Below are 19,622 nucleotides of genomic sequence, written 5' to 3'. Positions count from 1 at the left end.
CCGTCGCTTCGACATGCCGGAGCAGGCCAGCAGCAGTGGCGCATTCAGACGATCTGGTTGCGCAGCGCGGTTTCGCCCCGCGCCAGCCGCCCGAGATTGTCGAGCAGGGTATCAACGACATTGCCCTCATAGGCCCGCGTCTCGCCGGCGCTATGGGGCGTGATGACGACCTGCGGCAGGCCCCAGAAAGGCGAGGATGGCGGCAGCGGCTCGTCATGGAAGCAGTCGAGCCCGGCGCCGGCCAACCGGCCCTCGCTCAGGGCGGCGAGCAGCGCGGCCTCATCCACCACCTTGCCGCGTGCGACATTGATGAGGACGGCCGTGGGCTTCATCACGGCGAGCGCCTGGACGCCGATCAGCCCTTCGGTCTCCGCCGTCAGCGGGCAGGTCAGCGCGACGATGTCGGCCTGCGCCATGACCTCGTGCAATTGGTCGGGCCGGACGATCGCCTCGATATGCGGCTGCGGCTCCGGCCGGCGGCGCACGCCGATGACGCGGATGCCGAAAGCCGAGGCGAGCGCGGCCAGGCGCAGGCCGATGCGGCCGAGCCCGACGATGACCATGGTCTTGCCGCCGAGTTCGTCCTCGCGCCTGGCGCGGTCGCCGATCATCGGGCGCCAATGCTTGGCCGTCTGGTTGTCGCGGGCGAGATGGATCTGGCGGGTCAGGGCCAGGACCAGCGCCATGGCGTGCTCGGCGACGGCGCGCTCATTCACCCCTTGCGCGCTGGCGAGGCGAATGCCGGCGGCGGCCAGGGCCGGCTTGTCGAACTGGTCGGTGCCGGCGCTGACCGACTGGATGAAGCGCAGCTTCGGCGAAGCGGCGATCAGCTCGTTGCGCCAGAGGCCGGAGACGACGAGGACATCGGCCTCGACCGAGCGCGCCTTGAGCTCGTCGAGCGAGTTCGCCGAAAAGCTCCGGGCGGCGTGGCCGCGCGTCGCGAACTCGGCCTGCAATTGATAGGCGGCGTGGGAGAAGCCGATCGTCAGCTCATTGTCAGGCGGCAGCAGGGGCATTCGTCTCGTTCCTCGACAGTCAAAGGCGTGGTCAGGTTATTGGGCGTGGTCAGGTTATCGGGCGCGGTCAGGTTATCGGGAGAGCGGCGCGCTGTCCCGGCAGTCAACGCATGCAAGCTTCACGCTGGGCCGGGGCCGGAGGTCGCAAAGCCCGCCAGCGCCGCCTCGAGCCTGGCCCATTCCGAGGCCTGCCCCGGCAGGCCGAAGCGCAGCCAGCGCACATCGTTCTGGAAGCGGCGCAGATAGAGGCCATGGCGGCCGAGATGGGCGAAGAGCGCCGGCGCATTGCCGGTTTCGAGCAGCCTGAACAGCGCCGTGCCGCCGACGACCCTGCCGTGCGGCGCGAGCAGCGCATCGAGCCGCGCGGCGTCGGCCGCGCGCGCGGCTCCCGCTTGCGCAAGCCAGGAGGAATCGGCCAGCGCCGTCGCCCCGACACGCAGGGCCGGCCCGGCCACCGCCCAAGGCCCCATCGCCGCATGCAGGGCCTCGGTCAGCGCCGGATCGCCGATCGCGAAGCCCAGGCGCAGGCCCGCCAGCCCATATGTCTTGCCGAAGGAGCGAAGGACCACCGTCGCCGGCGGCAGCTCGGGAATGATACTGGGCTCGGGGGTGAAATCGGCGAAGGCCTCGTCGACTATCAGCGCGCCGCATCGCGCATCGCATTGTTTGGCGATTGCAACGAGATCTTGCTTTGACACAACACGGCCATCGGGATTGTTCGGATTGACGATTACGACTGTCGCCGCATCGCCAACCTCGTTGAGGGTGGCGATCTCTCGGGCTACGCGCCCTACCTTGAGCCATGTGCGAGTGTGCTCACCATATGTCGGCGTCAAGACAGCCACCGGCCCATGCCCTTCCAACCGAGGCAACAGGTCGATCAGGATCTGCGTGCCGGGTGCCGCGACGATGCCGGCGCTTTCGGGCACGTGATAGGCCGCGCGCGCCGCAGCCAGCAGCGCCGCCTCGTCATCGGCGCCCGGCAGGCGCTGCCACAGGCTTTGCGGCAGCGGCGGTAGCGGATACGAGATGGGATTGATACCGGTCGAGAGATCGATCCAGGGCTCGGGCGCATTCGCAAACAGCGCCCGCGCCTTGGCGAGATCGCCGCCATGCCAGATTTCCCCCTTAATCACGATCGATCCCGCCTCGCATGAGCCCGCCCGACACCTTGCTTCTGCTGCTCGCCGCGCTCGCGATCGAGGCCGCGCTCGGCTATCCCAAGGGCTTGTATGCGCGGATCGGCCATCCCGTCACCTGGCTTGGCGCATTGATCGCGGCGCTCGACGACAGCCTGAACCGCGAGACCGCGTCTTATGCGGCACGCAAGGCGGCCGGGCTCGCCGCACTCGTCATCCTGCTCTGCGCGACAATCGCCTTCGCTTCGACCGTGACCCGGCTTTGCCTCGCGCTCGGGCCGCTCGGCCTGCTGCCCCTAGCGCTTCTGGCCTCGACCCTGCTGGCGCAGCGTAGCCTCTACGAGCATGTCGCTGACGTCGCCGAGGGGCTGGAGCAAGGCGGGCTCTCCAAGGGACGAAAGGCGGTTGCGATGATCGTCGGGCGCAATCCCGAAAGCCTCGACGAGGCCGGCGTCTCGCGTGCCGCGATCGAGAGCCTCGCCGAGAATTTCTCCGACGGCGTCGTCGCCCCCGCCTTCTGGCTCGGCCTCGCCGGCCTGCCGGGCTGCGCACTCTACAAGGCGATCAACACCGCCGATTCGATGATCGGCCATAAGACGCCGCGCCATCTCGCCTTCGGCTGGGCGGCGGCCAGGCTCGACGACCTCGTCAACCTCCCGGCCTCGCGACTCACCGCGCTGCTGCTGATCGCAGCCGCAGCCCTCGACCGGGAGGCCGATGCGGCGGGAGCCTGGAAGGCCGTGCGGCGCGACGCCCATCGCCACCGCTCGCCCAATGCCGGCTGGCCGGAGGCGGCGATGGCCGGGGCGCTCGGCCTGCGCCTCGCCGGGCCGCGCATCTATGGCGAGACACGCGTCGAGGATGGCTGGATGGGGGATGGCCGCGCGGAGGCGACGGCCGCCGATATCAGGCGGGCGCTCAGGCTCTATCGCGGGGCCTGCCTGATGCTGTGGGCGCTGGCGGCGGCAGGTGTGGCGTTGCTCGCCACAGTCTGACCGGATCCGGCGATCAGCTTACGCCAGAGCGGCAAAAGCGCTATAGTATCCAGTATCGGATAGCCGGCAGGAGCCCGTGATGGGCACGCATGTCACGATCGATGAGGATGTCGTCCGAGCAGCCGAGAAGCTGGCGCTGGAGCAGAACCGTACGGTCGGCGAGGTGATTTCCGAGCTCGCGCGCCAGTCGCTGCCGGCCGGGACGGAGATCACCTATCGCAATGGCATTCCGCAGTTGCCCCGCCGCCCCGGAGTGGTCGTCACCATGGAGCTGGTCAACGAGCTTCGCGATGAGGAACCGTGACCTATCTGCTCGACGTCAATGTTCTGATCGCACTGATTGATCCCCTCAGAACTCGATCCCAGCCTGCGCCTTCACGCCGGCTGCGAAATGATGCTTCACCAGCGTCATTTCCGTCACGAGATCCGCGGCGGCGATCAGCTCCGGCTTGGCGTTGCGGCCGGTGACGACGATGTGCAGGTCGGGGCGGCGCGCGGCCAGCGTCGCGACCACCTCGTCCAATGCCAGGTAATCGTAGCGCAGCGCGATGTTGAGCTCGTCCAGCACGATCAAGCGGATCGTCTCGTCGGCCATCAAGTCCTTCGCCTTCTCGAAGGCGCGTCCGGCGGCGGCGATGTCGCGGGCCTTGTCCTGCGTCTCCCAGGTGAAACCTTCGCCCATGCTGTACCAAGCGATCTGATCGCCGAAGGCATCGAGCGCCTTGCGCTCGCCTGTCGCCCAGGCGCCCTTGATGAACTGGACCACACCGACGCGCCAGCCATGGCCGAGCGCGCGCAGGATCAGCCCGAAAGCGGCTGTCGATTTGCCTTTGCCCGGCCCGGTGTTGACGATCAGCAGGCCCTTCTCGATCGTCTTGGCGGCAACCTCGGCGTCCTGCACCGCCTTGCGCTTCTCCATCTTGGCCTTGTGGCGGGCGGCTTCATCAGCGTCGATCGTCATCATTTCACCTGCATCATTTCACCTGCATCATTTCACCTGCATCGCAAGTCCGGCGACCATGAAAACCACGTGCTGGGCTTGCGCAGCAAGGTTCTGGTGCAGGCGGCCGGCCTCGTCGCGGAAGCGCCGCGCCAGGGCATTGTCGGGCACGATGCCGAGCCCGACCTCGTTCGAGACGAGCACGACGCGGCCCGAGGCTTCAGCACAGGCGGCGATGAGCTCGGCGCCCGCGGACACCGTATCCCGCTCCGCCAGGATCAGATTGGTCAGCCACAATGTCAGGCAATCGACCAGGATCGGCCGCCCCGCCGGCACGGCGCGGATCGCCTCGGGCAAGGCGAGCGGCGCGTCGACCGTGAGCCAGTTGCCGGAGCGCCGCGCCCGATGCTCGGCGATGCGCGCGCGCATCTCGTCGTCATAGGCCTGGGCGGTCGCGATATAGGTCCAGGGCGCCGGCAGCGCCTCGATCAGCGCCTCGGCATGGCGGCTCTTGCCCGAGCGCGCGCCGCCGAGAACGAGGGTGAGATGGGGAGTTTCCAAGAGCCCTTTCCTCCGGCGTCATGGTCGGCCCCGAGCCGACCATCTCCTGCAAGAGATTCTCGGGATCTGCGCGGAGTTTATCCTTGGGCCGATCGAAGATCGGACTCGAGGGCTTCGCCCGAGAATGACGGCGCAGTGCATTGCACAGCACCGCCCACATGGCTAATGATCATCCCCGACGGTGCCCCGGCAACGGGGTGAAAAGGGAACGCGGTGCGATACCGCGGCTGCCCCCGCAACTGTAAGCGGTGAGTTCTGCGCCATCGGCCACTGGGAGCGATCCCGGGAAGGCGGCTCAGGACGTCGAGATCCGCGAGCCAGGAGACCTGCCGTCGTCGTTCCGCAATCCAACAGGCCGCCGGCGGGGCGGCCAGGAGAATCACGATGAACACCTCCGCTTCGCTTTCGACTTCGGCCGGCGTTTCCGAACGCGCCAAGGCCGCGCTGGCCGCCCTGCTGCTCGGCAGCGTGCTGATCTTCACGGTCGGCTTCGCGCATTCGAGCAGCGTCCACAACGCCGCCCACGACACGCGCCACACGCTCGCTTTCCCCTGCCACTGAGGGGATCGAACATGGTCAATCGCGTTCTCACGGTCAGTCTCCTGGCCGGGCTTCTGGCTGGGCTCGTCATCGCCGCGCTCCAGCATGTCAGCACCACGCCGCTGATCCTCAAGGCGGAAACCTATGAAGCGGCGATGCGCGCCGCCGCGCCGTCTTTCGCGTCCTTTGACGGGCAGGCCCGCATCATCCTCGCCCATGGCCCCGCCGGCGACGCCGCCGGCCATGAGCACGCCGAATGGAAGCCGCAGGACGGCTTGCAGCGCACCGCCTTCACCACGCTGGTCACGGTCGCGACCGCGATCGGCTTCGCCGCGCTGCTGCTCGGCGGCATGATCGCGGCGAATGAGACGATCGACGACAGGCGCGCGCTCGCCTGGGCGGTCTGCGGCTTCCTCGCCTTCGGCCTCGTCCCGGCGGCGGGTCTCGCGCCGGAATTGCCCGGCAGCGCGGCGGCCGAACTCTTGCATCGTCAGATCTGGTGGGTCGCGACGGCGCTGGTCACGGCCGGCGGGCTCTTCGTCTTCCTGCGCATGGAAGCCGGCTGGCTCCGGGCTCTAGCCGTATTCGCCATGCTCGTGCCGCATCTGATCGGCGCGCCGCATCCGGCCGCGCCGGAGAGCAAGGTCCCAGCCGAGATCGCAGCGCATTTCGCCGCGCTGTCGCTCTCGGTCCAGGCCGCGCTCTGGCTCGCCACCGGCCTGGCCGTCGGCGTGATCTGGCCCTGGGCGACGCGACGCGCGGCCAAGGCCTGACGCCTCGCGCGCTCCTCTCCAGGGAGCGCGCATCTCGAACACGGAGGCGTTTTCATGCCCGAGGCCGATCTCACCATACATGTCTGCACCGTCTGCCGACGCGTGCGCGAGGACCTCGCCGAAGGCTATGACCAGCCGGGCCTCGGCCTCGCCACCGCGCTCGGCGAGCGGCTTGCCGGCAAGGCCGGGATCAGCGTCGAGGCGGTCGAATGCCTTGCCGTCTGCAAGCGTCCTTGCACGGTCGCCTTCGCGGCGAACGGCAAATGGACCTATCTCGTCGGCGATCTCGACGCCGAGACCCATCTCGACGATATCGTCGGCGCGGCGGAGAGCTATGCCGCCAGCGCCAACGGCATCATTCCCTGGAAAGAGCGACCCACCCCCTTCCGCAAGGGCGTGGTCGCGCGCGTGCCGCCGCTGAGCCTGCGCGAACAAGGCCTGCGCGAACCAGACCTGCGCAAAAAAGGATCGACATCATGACTGCCTCCCTGGCCAAAGTGCCTTGCACCATCATCACCGGCTTCCTGGGTGCCGGAAAAACCACGCTGGTGCGCCATCTGCTCGAGAATGCCGGGGGCAAGCGCCTCGCCGTGCTCGTCAACGAATTCGGCGATCTCGGCTTCGACGGCTCCTTCCTCGCCGGCTGCGGCATCGAAGGCTGCACGGAAGAGGATGTGGTGGAGCTGCCCAATGGCTGCATCTGCTGCACGGTCGCCGACGATTTCGTGCCGGCGCTGGAAAAGCTGCTGAACCGCCCGAACCCGCCCGAGCACATCCTGATCGAGACCTCGGGCCTAGCCCTGCCTAAGCCGCTGGTCACCGCCTTCAACTGGCCGGCGATCCGCTCGCGCGTCACGGTCGATGGCGTCATTGCGGTGGTCGACGGGCCGGCTGTGGCCGAAGGCCAATTCGCCGACGATCCCGAGGCTATGGCCGCTCAGGCCGCGCAGGATTCATCGGTCGAGCACGACAACCCGCTGGAGGAGGTCTTCGAGGACCAGATCCTCTGTGCCGACCTGATCCTGCTCAACAAGAGCGATCTCGTCGACGCAGAGGCCAGAGCTCGCGTCATCGCCGAGATCAGGGCGCATCTGCCAAAGGCGATCAAGATCGTCGAGACCTCGCACGGCAAGGTCGAACCTGCCTTGATCGTGGGGCTGAATGCCGCCGCCGAGAGCGATCTCGCGGCGCGCCCCTCGCATCACGGCGAGGGCGAGGACCACGACCATGACGATTTCGACTCGGTCTCACTGCCGCTGCCGGCCGGCCTCTCGCCCGAGACACTCTCAATCCGCATGACCAAGGCCGCCGAGGCCGAGGGCGTGCTGCGGCTGAAGGGCTTCACCGCCGTGCCGGGCAAGCCGATGCGCCTCGTCGTGCAGGGCGTCGGCCGCCGTGTCAGCCATCATTTCGACCGGGCCTGGGGCGCGGACGAAGCGCGCGACGGCCGGCTCGTTGTGATCGGCCTCAAGGGCTTCGACCGCACCGCCGTGGAGGCCGCGCTCGCGGGCTGAACGCGCATGCACCTTCTCCCGACCAGCGAGATCAGGCTCGACGACGGCGAAGACGCCGTCGACCTCGCCTTGCCGCCGGGGGATGTGCTGGTCCTGTCCTATGCCGACAGCGATCTCTCGGCGATCGCCGTGGCTGCTGGGGTGAGCGGGTTCGATGTCCGGCTCGCCTCGCTCAGGCAGCTCAAGCACCCGCTGTCGGTCGACCTGCTGGTCGAGAAGACGGCGGCAAAGAGCCGTTTCGTGCTGGTGCGCTGCCTCGGCGGGCTGGACTATTGGCGCTACGGCGTCGAGCAGTTGACCGAGACCTGCCGGCGCGATGGTATCGCACTTGCCGTGCTGCCGGGCGACGACCGGCCGGATGCGCGCTTGGCGGAACACGGCACCGTGCCGGCGGAGTTCGCGGCCGAATTGCTGGGCTATTTCCATGCCGGTGGCGGCGCCGAGAACATGCGGCGGTTGCTGGGGCGGATCGGGGATTATCTCGGCGCCTCCCTTCCCTCATCCGACCCGGCTGCGCCGGGCCACCTTCTCCAACGCATGTCGGATGTTTCCGACATGCGCACCCAAGATCCAGTCTCGGGCGAGCCCGAGATTGGTGGGGAGAAGGATGAGGCGGCGGCAGCTTCGCCCTTCTCCCCTCCCATCTCGGGCTTGCCCGAGATGGGCAACCCTGAGTGTCAAAGTCGGCAACAGCCGACTTTGATGGGGAGAAGGTGCCGGCAGGCGGATGAGGGAAGGCGAGATGCTTGCGAGTTCGCACCTCTTCCGCTCCCCTCGCTCTTTGCGCTCGGCGCGGGCGCAACTCCCGTCCCTTGGCGCGAGGCGCTCGCCGCCCTCCCCACCGATACCTCGCTCGTCCCCATCCTGGTCTATCGCTCCGTCGTCAGCGCCGGCGACACCGCCATGGCCGAGGCTATCTCCGCTGCTCTCGCCGCGCGCGGCCACGCCCCGCTGATCCTGGCGCTGACCAGCCTGAAGGACCCCGCCGTCACGGCAGAGCTCGCGGCGCTGATCGCCCTGCGCAAACCCGCGCTGATCGTCACCACCACCGCCTTCTCGGCTCGCGAGGGCGGCGATTTCGTGCTCGACACCGCCGATTGCCCGGTGCTGCAGGCCGTACCCGTCGGCAGCGCGCGCGAGGCCTGGAATGCCTCGCCGCGCGGTTTGTCGGCCGTCGATCTCGCCATGCAGGTGGCGCTGCCCGAATTCGACGGCAGGCTCGGAACCATCCCCGTCGCGTTCAAGGCGGATGTGACGGATGCCGCGACCGGCCTCGTCATCCGCCGCCTCCTGCCCGATCCCGAAGGCATCGCGGCGCTGGCCGATCTCGCCGCCGGCTGGATCGCGCTCGCCGCCAAGCCAGTCGCCGAACGCAGGCTCGCGCTGGTGATGTCGGACTATCCCGCACGCGGCGGCCGGGCCGGATTCGCGGTCGGGCTGGATACGCCGGCGAGCGTGGCTGCGATCTCGGAGCTGCTGGCGGGGGCGGGGTACGATGTCGCCACCTGTCACGGCGAGGATGCGTCCGCGCTCATGGCAGCGCTCACCACCGGCCCCGCCGACTTCACCGTCCCGCTCCCGGCCTATCGCGCCTGGCTCGACGGCATTCCCGCGGCGGCCCGCGACGCGCTTCTCGCTGCCCATGGCGAGCCTAGTCCCGACGGCGACGCCTTCCGCTTCCGCGCCGTCTCCCACGGCAAGCTCACCATCGCATTGCAGCCACGGCGCGATGCCACGCCCGACCGCAAGGCGCGCTATCACGATCCGGACGCCCCGCCCGGCCATGCCTATCTCGCCTTCTATCTCGGCTTGCGCGAGACCCTGCGCATCGACGCGCTGATCCATCTCGGCACGCATGGCACCATGGAGTGGCTGCCGGGCAAGACGGTCGCGCTCTCGCCCTCCTGCTGGCCGCGCCTGATCACCCAGGGCCTGCCGGTGATCTATCCTTATGTGGTCGATGATCCCGGCGAAGCAGCGCCCGCCAAGCGCCGGCTGTCGGCGATCACGCTCGGCCATCTCCCGCCGGAACTAGCCGAGACCGGGGCCGGCGGTGAGGTGGCGCTGCTGCGCGATCTCGTCGAGGAGTTCTCGCAGGCGCAAGTGATGGATCCGCGACGGGCGGGAATCGTCGCCCGCGAGATCCGCGAGCGGGCAGAAGCCAGCGGGCTCAGCCAGGCCTGCGGTGTCACGCCCGCCATGGAGATGAGCGAGGCCCTGACGCGACTAGACGCGCAACTCTGCGACATCTCCGAACTGCCCTTCCGCGACGGCCTGCATATTTTCGGGCAAGCGGCGCACGACCCTGCCTCCTCCGAGGCCGAGCGGACAAATCTGCTGCGCGCGCTCGATGCCCGCTTCGTGCCGCCCGGCCCCGCCGGCTCGCCGCATCGCGGCCGGCCCGATGTGCTGCCGACCGGGCGCAACCTCTCGACGCTGGACCCGCGCGCGATCCCGACACGCGCTGCGGCAAGGCTGGGCAGCCTCGCCGCTCAAGCCGTGATCGCGCGCCATCTGCAGGAGCATGGCGAGTATCCGCGCCGGATCGTGATGGATCTCTGGGCCTCGCCGACCCTGCGCTCGGGCGGTGAGGATATCGCGCATGCGCTCGCCCTGATGGGCGTCGAGCCGCTCTGGGACCATGCCTCGACGCGGGTGACGGGCTTCTCGATCACGCCGCAGCCGAAGCTGACGCATCCGCGCCTCGATGTGACGATCCGCATCTCCGGCGCCTTCCGCGACACGTTTCCCGGCCAGATCGCCCTGCTCGATGCGGCCGCCCGCGCGGTTGCGGCCCTCGACGAGCCCGACGATTGGAACGAGCCCGCCGCCGCACAGCGCCGCGGCGAGGCCGGGGCGCGCATCTTCGGAGCGGCGCCCGGCCGCTATGGCGCGGCGATGGCCGACCGCGCCCTCGACGGCGACTGGACGACGCGCGGCGAACTGGCCGAGGCCTATCTCGCCGCCTCCAGCCATGCCTATGGCGGAGCGGAGGGCGCAGCGACGGCCGATGCGGGTTTCGCGCAACGCATCAGGGCGGCGCAGGCCTTCATCCATGTCAGCGACACGGCCGGGCGCGACATCCTGGAAGCCTCGAGCGCAGCGGACGTCATCGGCGGGCTTGCGGCAGCGGCCACATCACTCGGCGCCAATCCCGCGCTCTACAGCCTCGACTCCTCAAACCCCGAGGCACCGAAGGCGCGCACGCTGACGGAGGATATCGCCCGCATCGTCCATGGCCGCTTGACGCATCCGCGCTGGATCGCGGCCCAGCTCGCCCATGGCTGGCGCGGTGCGGCGGAACTGGCCGAGGCCGTCGATACGCTTTTCGTTTTCGCGGCGAGCACGGATGCGGTCGCGGATGGGCTGTTCGACGCCGTCTTCCAGGCCTATTGCGCCGATCCGGCGATCTGGAGCGCACTGGAAGCGGCGAATGCTCCCGCAGCAAACGCGATCCGCGATCGACTGGCCGAAGCCGAGCGGCGCGGCCTGTGGACGAGCCGGCGCAATTCGGTCGCGGCTTTTCTCGCACGGGCCGCGGAATGAGCGCGCTTCCGCACGGACGCGCGCCCCCGGCAACGCTGCGGCGCGGCTGGTGCCCGAGCACGTTGAAGCCGATGGAGACCGGTGATGGCTGGCTGGTGCGGCTGCATCCGCCCGGAGCCGTTCTGACGCCCACGCAGCTCATCCGCATCGCCACCCTGGCGCGCGAGCATGGCAACGGGCTGATCGAGATTTCCGCGCGCGGCAACATGCAGCTGCGCGGGTTGACGGCTCAGAGCCATCCGGCGCTGGTAGCAGTGCTGCTGGGCGAACGCCTTGTCGACGAGCATGACGGCGACGGTCCGCAGCGCCTGACGCTGATCTCGCCATTGGCGGGAGACGGCGAGATGATCGACGCCGCCGCGCTGGCAGAAGCGATCGAAGCGCGCGGGCGGCTCGTAGCCGGGCTTCCGGCGAAACTCCTGATCATCGTCGATGGCGGAGGCACGCTCTCGCTCGACGGTTTCGCCTGCGATCTGCGCCTCCTGGCGATCGCGGCCGACCGCATCATGATCGGCCTGCCGGACGGTTCATGGCGCGGGCCGATCGCCGTTGCGGATACGGTCGAGGCCGTCGAGACGATCCTGCGTCGCTTCGCCGGGCATCACGCCCAGGCGCGCGAGACGATCCGCCGCCTGCGCGATCTGTCGCCCGAGGCGCTCGCCGCTCTCTGCGACCTGCCCGAAACCGATGCACCACCACCTCGCCATGCCTCCCGCCGTGCCGGCCTGTTCGCGCTCGGCACTGGCCGCTTCGCCGCCATCGCCGGCCTGCCCTTCGGCCGCTGCGACGCTGCCACGCTGAAAGCCCTCGGCCACGCCGCCGAGGCGCAAGGCACGCGCGCTTTACGCCTCTCGCCCTGGCGCGGGCTTGCCTGCCTCGGCCTGAGCGAAGCCTCGGCGCAGGCCTGGCTCGGCGAGGCCGGTGGCCTAGGCCTGATCACGCATGACGAGGATCCACGCCTCTGGGTCCAGGCCTGCGCCGGCAAACCGGCCTGCCTGCGCGCCGAAACCGAGGCCATGAGCGATGCCGCGCGGCTCGCCGAAGCTGCCGCGCCGCTCTTGGCCCGGGGCCTGAGCCTGCATGTCTCGGGCTGTGCCAAATCCTGCGCCCATCCGGGTGGCGCCGACCTCACTTTGGTCGGCCGGGAGGGGCGCTACGACGTGGTTCTCCACGGCACGACGCACGATCAGCCTGTCGCGACGCTTGACCTTTGCGACATCCTGCGGCGTCTGCAGCCAGGACAGGATCTTTTCGCCCGCCTGAGTGCGGCGGCTTCAGGACATTAGAGTTTGAGCACGCGTTACAACTATATCCAGGACGGAGCCGCGATCTATGAGCGCTCCTTCGCGATCATCCGGGCCGAGGCCGATCTCTCGCGCTTTTCCGGCTCCGCCGCGCGCGTCGTGGTGCGGATGATCCACGCCTGCGGCATGACCGACTTGCCTGACGACATCGAGATGTCCGAGGGCTTCACGAGCGCGGCCGAGGCTGCCATGCGGGCCGGCGCACCGATTCTCTGCGACGCCAAGATGGTCGCCAATGGTGTGACACGGGCCCGCCTGCCGGCGCGAAACGAGGTGGTCTGCACACTCGACGATCCGCGCACGCCCGGCCTCGCCGCGGAACTCGGCACGACGCGCTCCGCCGCTGCAATGGAATTGTGGCGGCCACAGCTTGCCGGAGCGCTGGTGGTGATCGGCAATGCGCCGACCTCGCTGTTCCGGCTGCTGGAGATGCTCGATGCCGGCGCGCCCCAGCCTGCCGCCGTGATCGGCATTCCGGTCGGCTTCGTCGGTGCGGCGGAATCGAAGCAGGCCTTGGCCGGAGATGGCCGCGTGCCCTTCCTCGTCGTGCACGGACGGCGCGGCGGCTCGGCGATGGCGGCAGCCGCCGTCAACGCGCTGGCGCAAGAAAAGGAATGAGCCGGTGACCTCAGAACCGGCCAATTCTGCTGCTGGAAAGACTCTGCTGTTCGGCGTCGGCCTCGGCCCCGGCGACCCGGATTACATGACCCTGCGCGCCCGCGACATCATTCTCAGTGCGGACCGGCTGGTGCATTTCTGCAAGCGCGGCCGGCGCGGCAATGCCCGCGTCACGGCCGACGCGATCGTCCCGCCCAATGCGGCGCGTGAGATCGAGCTCGCCTTCCCCGTGACGACCGAGGCCCATGTCGGCGAGGTCGGCTATGACGAGCCGATCGCGACCTTCTACGAGGAAGCCGCCGCCCAGCTCGCGGCGGAGATGGAAGCAGGGCGAAGCGTCGCCGTGCTCTGCGACGGCGACCCGTTCTTCTACGGCTCATTCATGCATCTGTGGCGGCGCCTCGCCCATCGCTTCCCGACCGAGGTGGTGCCGGGCGTCACCGGCATGGCCGGAGCCTGGACCCGGGCCGGAGCGCCGATCACCTGGGGCGACGACATCATGACCGTGCTGCCGGGCACGCTCTCGGAAGCGGAATTGACGCGCCGGCTGGTCGACACCGACGCGGCCGTGATCATGAAGCTCGGCCGCAACCTGCCGAAAGTGCGCCGCGCCCTGAGGACGGCGGGGCTGATCCACCGCGCGATCTATGTCGAGCGCGCCACCATGGCCGAGCAGGTCGTGCTGAAGCTCGGCGACAAACCCGATGACGAGGCGCCCTATTTCTCGATGGTGCTGGTGCCGGGCGAAGGACGGCGGCTGTGAGCGGCTCGCTCACCATCGTAGGCTCGCTCACCATCGTAGGCTTGGGCCCCGGCGAGGCGCATTGGCTGACGCCGGCCGCACAAGCCGCGCTCGATGCAGCCAGCGACCTCGTCGGCTACGGGCCCTATCTCGACCGGATTCCGGCGCGCGCCGGCCAGACCAAGCACGGCTCCGACAACCGCGTCGAGATCGCGCGCGCCGAGCATGCCTTGCGGCTGGCGGCTGAAGGGCGGACCGTCGCTGTCGTTTCGGGCGGCGATCCCGGCGTCTTCGCGATGGCGGCGGCCGTGTTCGAGGCGCTGGAGGCGGGCGATCCGGCCTGGCGGGCGCTGACGATCACGGTCGAGCCCGGCATCACGGCGATGCTGGCGGCTGCGGCCAAGGTCGGTGCGCCGCTCGGCGGCGATTTCTGCGCGATCTCGCTCTCGGACAATCTCAAGCCCTGGGAGGTCGTCACGATGCGGTTAGAGGCCGCGCTGGCCGCCGATTTCGTGATCGCGCTCTACAACCCGATCTCGAAGGCGCGGCCCTGGCAGCTCGGCGCCGCGCTCGAGCTGGCGGCACAACACCGCCCGGCGGAGACGCCGGTGATCTTCGCCCGCGCCGTCGGGCGGCCGGATGAGAATCTGCGCGTGCTGCCGCTATCGCAAGCTGTCGCGGCTGCGGCTTCGGCCGACATGGCCACCCTGGTGATGATCGGCGCGTCCTCGACGCGGTTGATCGAGCGGCCGGGCCAGGCCGCGATCGTCTATACGCCGCGTTCCGTGACGAAGAGCCCCTGCGCCACCAGCCAGGGCAGGACCTGATCGATATGCTCGACAGCCTCGACATCGGGCTTCGGCGGCCGCTCGACCATGATCACCGGCAAGCCGAGCTGGCGCGCGGCGACGAGCTTGCCGGCCGTGGCGTCACCGCCCGAATTCTTGGTGACGAGAATCTCGACGCCTTCGCGGCGCATCAGATCCTCTTCGTCATCGGCATGGAAGGGTCCGCGCTGCTGGATCACGGTGACGTCGTGCAGCGGCAGGCGGTCTCCGATCGGCTCGATGACGCGAACCAGATAGCGATGACGCGGCGCGTCGGCGAAAACCGGGAGTTCAAGGCGGCCGACGGTCAGGAAGACGCGCTTCGGCTCGTCCCCCAGCGCCTCGACCGCGGCCTGCATATCGAGCACGGAGCGCCAGCGATCGCCAGGGCGCCGTATCCAGGGCTTGCGGCGGATGGCGAGCAGCGGCACGCCCTCGGCCTTGCAGGCGTGCTCGGCGTTGAAGGGCATGATCGCGGCAAAGGGATGTGTCGCATCGATGACGGCGATGATGCCCTCCTCGCGCAGATAGGCCCGCAGGCCCTCGATGCCGCCGAAGCCTCCGACCCGAACCGGCAGGTTCGACGGGCGGGGGTCGACTGTATGGCCGGCCAAGGAGATGATGGCGCGAATATCGGGGGCCTGTTCAGCCAGATGCTGATCAAGCGCCGCCGCTTCACTGGTTCCACCAAGAATGAGCACGGTCATGGCACTAGTTACGCTTGAAAACGATGGGCTGTCGAGCGGCAGCGAGGCTGCGCCCTCGCCTTGGCTGGCGCTGATCGGGCTTGGCGAGGACGGCCGGGCCGGTCTCGGCCCCGAGGCGAAGTCCGCTCTCGACGAGGCCGAGATCGTCTTCGGCGGCGAGCGCCATATCGCGCTGGTCGGGTCGGTGCCGGGCGAGCTGCGCCCCTGGCCGCAGCCCTTCCGCAACGCTCTGCCGCAGATCCTGGCCGAACGCGGCCGCAAGGTCTGCGTTCTCGCGACCAGCGACCCGTTCCACTACGGCATCGGCAATAGCTTGAGCCGTGCGATTCCCGCGCAGGAAATGCGGATCATCCCGCAAATCTCCTCCTTCGCGATGGCCTGCACCAGGATGCGCTGGCCGCAGGAGGAGTGCGCGCTGGTCTCGCTGCATGGCCGCACGCTCTACCGCATCGTGCCGCATCTCCAGCCGGGCGCGCGTATCCTGGCCCTGTCCTGGGACGAGACCACCCCGCGCGCCGTCGCCGAACTGATGACGGCGCGCGGCCTCGGCGGCAGTCGCATTGCCGTGATGGAATCGCTCGGAGGGCCGCAGGAGCGCGTGCGCGAGACGCGCGCCGATAGCTTCGCCTTCGACGACATCGTGCCGCTGAACATCATCGCGGTCGATGTCGCGGCCGGACGCGACTCGCGCATCCTGCCGCTCGCACCGGGGCTGGACGAGGACTGGTTCGCCCATGACGGGCAGATCACCAAATCGGAGATCCGCGCGATCACCCTGTCGGCACTCGCCCCCCGCGGCGGCGAGCTGCTCTGGGATGTCGGCGCGGGCTCGGGCTCCATCGCGGTCGAATGGTGCCAGCGCCATCTCCGCAACCAGGCCGTCGCCTTCGAGGCCAGGCCCGAGCGCGCGCACCGGATCGCACGCAACAAAATCGAACTCGGCGGCCTCTCGGTCGAGGTCGTCGGCGAGGCGCCTGCGGGCTTCGCCGGGCGCGAAGCGCCCGATGCCGTGTTCATCGGCGGCGGCCTGACAGTCGATGGCCTGTTCGAGGCCGCCTGGGCCGCGCTGAAGCCGGGTGGGCGCCTCGTCGCCAATGTCGTGACGATCGAGGGCGAGGCGAAACTCGCTGCGCTGCACGCCGAACATGGCGGCTCGCTGCGGCGCGTTTCGATCGACCGGCTGGCGCCCGTCGGCGGCAAGCATGGCTGGCGCCCGGCCATGCCGGTGACGCAATGGCGGGTCGAAAAGCCTTGAGCGGCCGTCTCGTCGCAGGGTTGGGCCTGCGTGCCGGGACGAGCGAGGGCGATATCCGCGCCTGTCTCGACCTGACACTGGCGACTGCAGGGCTCGCCGGAGAGGTCGTACCCCGTTTCGCGACACTCGCCGCGCGCAGCGCCGAGCCGGGGCTGCTGGCGCTGGCGAAGGACCGCAATGCCGAGCTCGTCGCCATTCCCGATGAGGCGCTGAAAGGATTCGAGGCGGCCTGTGCGACACGCTCCACGCGGATCGCCTCGCTCTATGGCGTCGGCTCGGTGGCGGAGGCCGCCGCGCTCGCCGCCGCAGGTCTCGGCGGCGTCCTGGTGCAATCGCGCATCACGACTGCCCGCGTCACCTGCGCCCTGGCGAGGAGCGCCACATGAGCGTGCATTTCATCGGCGCCGGCCCCGGCGCGCCCGATCTCATCACCCTGCGCGGACGCGACCTGATCGCAGCCTGCCCGGTCTGCCTCTATGCCGGCTCGCTGATCCCCAAGGCAATGCTCGACTGGTGCCCGAAGGGTGCCCGCATCATCGACACCGCCCCGCTCGACCTCGACGCCATCATCGCGGAGATGGAAGGCGCCCACCTTGCCGGGCAGGATGTGGCGCGGCTGCATTCGGGCGACCTCTCGATCTGGAGCGCCTGCGGGGAGCAGATGCGCCGGCTCGATGCTCTCGCCATCCCCTATAGCGTAACGCCAGGCGTGCCGGCCTTCGCGGCTGCCGCCGCGAGCCTGAAGCGCGAACTGACGCTGCCGGGCGTCGCGCAATCGCTGGTTCTCACCCGCACCTCGGGCCGCGCCTCGGCTATGCCCGAGCGGGAAAAACTCGCGACGTTCGCGGCATCCGGCGCGACGCTGGCGATCCATCTTTCGATCCATGTCATCGATCAGGTGGTAGCGGAGCTCACGCCCTTCTACGGCGCGGAGTGTCCGGTCGCGGTCGTCTTCCGGGCGTCCTGGCCCGATGAACGCGTGCTGCGCGGGACGCTGGCTGCGATTGCCGAGCAGGTCCGTTCCTCGGGGCTGGAGCGCACCGCGCTGATCCTGGTCGGACCGGCTTTGGGCGCAGAGGATTTCGGCGAGAGTGCTCTCTACTCGACCGGCTACGACCGCCGCTTCCGGCCGGGAGGGGGACAATGACCGCGCGTGGCCTGATCATCGCCGCGCCGCGCTCCGGCTCGGGCAAGACCACGATCACGCTCGGCCTGCAGCGCGCGCTGGTGCGGCGTGGGCTAATCGTGCGCGGGCTGAAATGCGGACCGGACTATATCGATCCGGCCTTCCATGCCGCTGCGACCGGAGCGCCCAGCGCCAATCTCGATTCCTACGCCATGCCCGGGGCATTGCTTCGCCAGATCGCGCAGGGTGCGGCAGGCCACGCCGACATCGTCATCGCGGAAGGCTCGATGGGCCTGTTCGACGGCGTGCCGGGCGAGGCGGGCCACACTGGCGCCAGCGCCGACATCGCCGCATTGATGGGCTGGCCGGTCGTGCTCGTCATCGACGTGTCCGGCCAGGCGCAATCGGCCGCCGCGATCGCGCTCGGCTGCATGCATTACGATCCGCGCATCACCATTGCCGGCGTCATCCTCAACAAGGTCGCGAGCGAGCGCCATCAACGGCTCGTCGGCCAAGGCATGGCGCGCATCGGCCTGCCTGTGCTTGGCTCCTTGCCGCGCGAGGCCAGCCTGATCCTGCCCGAGCGCCATCTCGGACTGGTGCAGGCTGGCGAGACTGAAGATTTGTTCGCCCGGCTCGATGCGCTGGCGGACGCTATCGCGGCTGCGGTCGATCTCGATGCGGTGCTCGCAGCCGCAGGGGCGACGACGATCGCCGCGCCGCTCGCGCCCGCGCCTGCCCTGCCAGCGCCGGGCCGGCGCATCGCAATTGCACGCGACGCCGCCTTTAGCTTCGTCTACCCGCATGTCGAGGCCGGCTGGCGCGCGGCCGGGGCCGAACTCGTGCCGTTCTCACCACTCGCCAATGAACCGCCGCCCGAGGATTGCGACACCTGCTGGCTGCCAGGCGGTTATCCTGAGCTGCATGCGGACCGGATCGCGGGCGCAGCGCGCTTCCTCGACGGTCTGCGCAGTTTTGCGCGGACGCGACCGGTCCATGGCGAGTGCGGTGGCTATATGGTGCTGGGGCGCTCATTGATCGATGCCGAGGGCGTCGCTCACGCCATGGCCAGGCTGCTCGGCGTCGAAACCAGCTTCGCCAAGCGCAAGATGAATCTGGGCTACCGCCGCGCCGTGCTGCAGGCCGACGGCCCGCTGGGGCAAGCCGGCCAAGCGCTCACGGGGCACGAATTCCACTACGCCACGATCGTCGCCGCCGGAGACGATGCGCCCTTCGCTATGGTCACCGATCCGCATGGCTCGGCGCCCGCCCCCGCCGGCAGCCGGCGCGGCCATGTCACCGGCTCGTTCTTCCACGCGATCGCGTTGGCGCCGTGAGCGCGCCGCCGGTCTTCGACGCAGGTTTCGCGCAGCAATTCGCTGCGCTCCTGGCATGGCGGCGCGATGTCCGGCGCTTCCGGCGCGATCCGCTACCCGAGGGGCTGGTCGACAGGCTCCTGGCGCAGGCCGAGCTTTCGCCCTCGGTCGGCCATTCCCAGCCCTGGCGCTGGGTCCGGGTGCGCGACGAGGCGCAGCGCCAGACGGCGCGGAACAGTTTCCAGCGCTGCAATGCCGATGCGCTCGGTGCCTATGAGGGCGAGCGGGCGCGGCTCTATGCCAGCCTCAAGCTCGAAGGCATGCGCGAGGCGCCGGAGCAGATCGCGGTGTTCTGCGACCATAGCACCCAACAGGGCCACGGGCTTGGGCGACGGACCATGCCCGAGATGCTGGATTATTCCGTCGTGGCCGCGATCACGCAGTTCTGGCTCGCGGCGCGGGTCGCGGGCGTAGGCGTCGGCTGGGTCTCGATCCTGGAGCCGGAAGCCGTGCGCGAGGCGCTCAGTGCGCCACCGGAATGGAAGCTGATCGCCTGGCTCTGCATCGGCTGGCCGGAGGAGGAGAGCGACGTGCCCGAGCTCGTGCGGGCGGGCTGGGAGAGCGGGCGGCAGGCCTAGCGGGCGAGCCATCGTTCTCGGGCAGCGCCCTCGGGTCCGATCTTCGATCGGCCCAAGGATGAACT

The 19,622-nt window shown here is 69.3% G+C and carries 21 protein-coding genes and 1 riboswitch; of the genes, 16 read left to right on the top strand and 5 right to left on the bottom strand.

Going from position 1 to position 19,622, the window contains the following annotated elements; all coding sequences use genetic code 11:
* Window positions 1-44: 44 nt before the first annotated feature.
* Both BHK69_RS09335 and cobD read right to left on the bottom strand, forming a co-directional pair.
* Window positions 45-1,016: a D-2-hydroxyacid dehydrogenase gene (locus tag BHK69_RS09335; RefSeq protein WP_069689857.1), complete on the bottom strand. Its 972-nt coding sequence runs from the start codon at window positions 1,014-1,016 to the stop codon at window positions 45-47.
* A 119-nt stretch (window positions 1,017-1,135) separates the two neighbouring features.
* Window positions 1,136-2,152, bottom strand: coding sequence for a threonine-phosphate decarboxylase CobD (gene cobD, locus BHK69_RS09330; protein ID WP_244548448.1), 1,017 nt, complete (start codon window positions 2,150-2,152; stop codon window positions 1,136-1,138).
* Between the two features lie 17 nt (window positions 2,153-2,169).
* Between cobD and cbiB the strand changes: the two genes are divergently transcribed.
* Both cbiB and BHK69_RS09320 read left to right on the top strand, forming a co-directional pair.
* Complete coding sequence (cbiB, locus tag BHK69_RS09325; RefSeq protein WP_069689855.1) at window positions 2,170-3,150, top strand: adenosylcobinamide-phosphate synthase CbiB; 981 nt, start codon at window positions 2,170-2,172, stop codon at window positions 3,148-3,150.
* A gap of 79 nt (window positions 3,151-3,229) precedes the next feature.
* Window positions 3,230-3,454, top strand: a complete 225-nt coding sequence (locus BHK69_RS09320; RefSeq protein WP_069689854.1) for a hypothetical protein — start codon at window positions 3,230-3,232, stop codon at window positions 3,452-3,454.
* 45 nt (window positions 3,455-3,499) lie between these two features.
* Here BHK69_RS09320 and cobO read toward each other — a convergent pair whose 3' ends face one another.
* Both cobO and cobU read right to left on the bottom strand, forming a co-directional pair.
* Window positions 3,500-4,111 (bottom strand): cob(I)yrinic acid a,c-diamide adenosyltransferase, encoded by a 612-nt coding sequence (gene cobO / locus BHK69_RS09315; protein WP_069693510.1) that lies wholly within the window; start codon window positions 4,109-4,111, stop codon window positions 3,500-3,502.
* A gap of 27 nt (window positions 4,112-4,138) precedes the next feature.
* Window positions 4,139-4,651 (bottom strand): bifunctional adenosylcobinamide kinase/adenosylcobinamide-phosphate guanylyltransferase, encoded by a 513-nt coding sequence (gene cobU, locus BHK69_RS09310; protein WP_069689853.1) that lies wholly within the window; start codon window positions 4,649-4,651, stop codon window positions 4,139-4,141.
* 162 nt (window positions 4,652-4,813) lie between these two features.
* Window positions 4,814-4,999, top strand: a riboswitch (cobalamin riboswitch).
* A gap of 36 nt (window positions 5,000-5,035) precedes the next feature.
* Here cobU and BHK69_RS09305 point away from each other — a divergent pair.
* From BHK69_RS09305 to cobJ, 9 genes are all read left to right on the top strand, one after another.
* On the top strand, window positions 5,036-5,212 hold the full coding sequence (locus BHK69_RS09305; protein WP_069689852.1) for a CbtB domain-containing protein: 177 nt from the start codon (window positions 5,036-5,038) through the stop codon (window positions 5,210-5,212).
* A gap of 11 nt (window positions 5,213-5,223) precedes the next feature.
* On the top strand, window positions 5,224-5,964 hold the full coding sequence (locus BHK69_RS09300) for a CbtA family protein (protein WP_069689851.1): 741 nt from the start codon (window positions 5,224-5,226) through the stop codon (window positions 5,962-5,964).
* A gap of 54 nt (window positions 5,965-6,018) precedes the next feature.
* Window positions 6,019-6,444: a DUF1636 family protein gene (locus tag BHK69_RS09295; RefSeq protein WP_069689850.1), complete on the top strand. Its 426-nt coding sequence runs from the start codon at window positions 6,019-6,021 to the stop codon at window positions 6,442-6,444.
* Window positions 6,441-7,478, top strand: a complete 1,038-nt coding sequence (gene cobW, locus BHK69_RS09290; RefSeq protein WP_069689849.1) for a cobalamin biosynthesis protein CobW — start codon at window positions 6,441-6,443, stop codon at window positions 7,476-7,478. Before BHK69_RS09295 ends, cobW begins: the two co-directional genes overlap by 4 nt.
* 6 nt (window positions 7,479-7,484) lie before the next feature.
* On the top strand, window positions 7,485-11,024 hold the full coding sequence (locus BHK69_RS09285) for a cobaltochelatase subunit CobN (RefSeq protein WP_069689848.1): 3,540 nt from the start codon (window positions 7,485-7,487) through the stop codon (window positions 11,022-11,024).
* The gene (gene cobG / locus BHK69_RS09280; protein WP_083269220.1) at window positions 11,021-12,310 is read left to right on the top strand and encodes a precorrin-3B synthase; all 1,290 of its coding nucleotides are present in this window, start codon (window positions 11,021-11,023) and stop codon (window positions 12,308-12,310) included. Before BHK69_RS09285 ends, cobG begins: the two co-directional genes overlap by 4 nt.
* A 3-nt stretch (window positions 12,311-12,313) precedes the next feature.
* Complete coding sequence (locus BHK69_RS09275) at window positions 12,314-12,946, top strand: precorrin-8X methylmutase (RefSeq protein WP_069689846.1); 633 nt, start codon at window positions 12,314-12,316, stop codon at window positions 12,944-12,946.
* Window positions 12,947-13,031: 85 nt separating this feature from the next.
* On the top strand, window positions 13,032-13,709 hold the full coding sequence (locus tag BHK69_RS09270; protein WP_425285563.1) for a precorrin-2 C(20)-methyltransferase: 678 nt from the start codon (window positions 13,032-13,034) through the stop codon (window positions 13,707-13,709).
* A gap of 14 nt (window positions 13,710-13,723) precedes the next feature.
* Window positions 13,724-14,515 (top strand): precorrin-3B C(17)-methyltransferase, encoded by a 792-nt coding sequence (gene cobJ / locus BHK69_RS09265; RefSeq protein ID WP_069693509.1) that lies wholly within the window; start codon window positions 13,724-13,726, stop codon window positions 14,513-14,515.
* On the opposite strand, the gene BHK69_RS09260 is transcribed toward cobJ, so the two are convergent.
* The gene (locus tag BHK69_RS09260; RefSeq protein WP_083269218.1) at window positions 14,458-15,222 is read right to left on the bottom strand and encodes a cobalt-precorrin-6A reductase; all 765 of its coding nucleotides are present in this window, start codon (window positions 15,220-15,222) and stop codon (window positions 14,458-14,460) included. The two genes, cobJ and BHK69_RS09260, sit on opposite strands and share 58 nt — an antisense overlap.
* On the opposite strand from BHK69_RS09260, the gene BHK69_RS09255 reads away from it, so the two are divergent.
* From BHK69_RS09255 to bluB, 5 genes are read left to right on the top strand one after another with little or no spacing between them, the layout of a single operon-like run.
* Window positions 15,221-16,477, top strand: coding sequence for a bifunctional cobalt-precorrin-7 (C(5))-methyltransferase/cobalt-precorrin-6B (C(15))-methyltransferase (locus tag BHK69_RS09255; protein ID WP_069689844.1), 1,257 nt, complete (start codon window positions 15,221-15,223; stop codon window positions 16,475-16,477). The two genes, BHK69_RS09260 and BHK69_RS09255, sit on opposite strands and share 2 nt — an antisense overlap.
* Entirely contained in the window at window positions 16,474-16,863 is a 390-nt protein-coding gene (locus BHK69_RS09250) for a cobalamin biosynthesis protein (RefSeq protein ID WP_158516180.1), read from the top strand. The genes BHK69_RS09255 and BHK69_RS09250 overlap by 4 nt, the downstream gene beginning before the upstream one ends.
* A complete protein-coding gene (cobM, locus tag BHK69_RS09245) occupies window positions 16,860-17,624 on the top strand; it encodes a precorrin-4 C(11)-methyltransferase (protein WP_069689842.1) in 765 nt (254 codons plus the stop codon). The genes BHK69_RS09250 and cobM overlap by 4 nt, the downstream gene beginning before the upstream one ends.
* Window positions 17,621-18,940, top strand: coding sequence for a cobyrinic acid a,c-diamide synthase CobB (locus BHK69_RS09240; RefSeq protein ID WP_069689841.1), 1,320 nt, complete (start codon window positions 17,621-17,623; stop codon window positions 18,938-18,940). Before cobM ends, BHK69_RS09240 begins: the two co-directional genes overlap by 4 nt.
* On the top strand, window positions 18,937-19,557 hold the full coding sequence (gene bluB, locus BHK69_RS09235) for a 5,6-dimethylbenzimidazole synthase (protein ID WP_069689840.1): 621 nt from the start codon (window positions 18,937-18,939) through the stop codon (window positions 19,555-19,557). The genes BHK69_RS09240 and bluB overlap by 4 nt, the downstream gene beginning before the upstream one ends.
* The last annotated feature ends 65 nt before the right edge of the window (window positions 19,558-19,622 follow it).

The sequence above is a fragment of the Bosea vaviloviae genome, assembly GCF_001741865.1.
Lineage (GTDB): Bacteria > Pseudomonadota > Alphaproteobacteria > Rhizobiales > Beijerinckiaceae > Allobosea > Allobosea vaviloviae.
The sequence above is the reverse complement of the archived record's forward strand: the minus strand, read 5'-3'. Positions and strand labels throughout refer to the sequence as shown.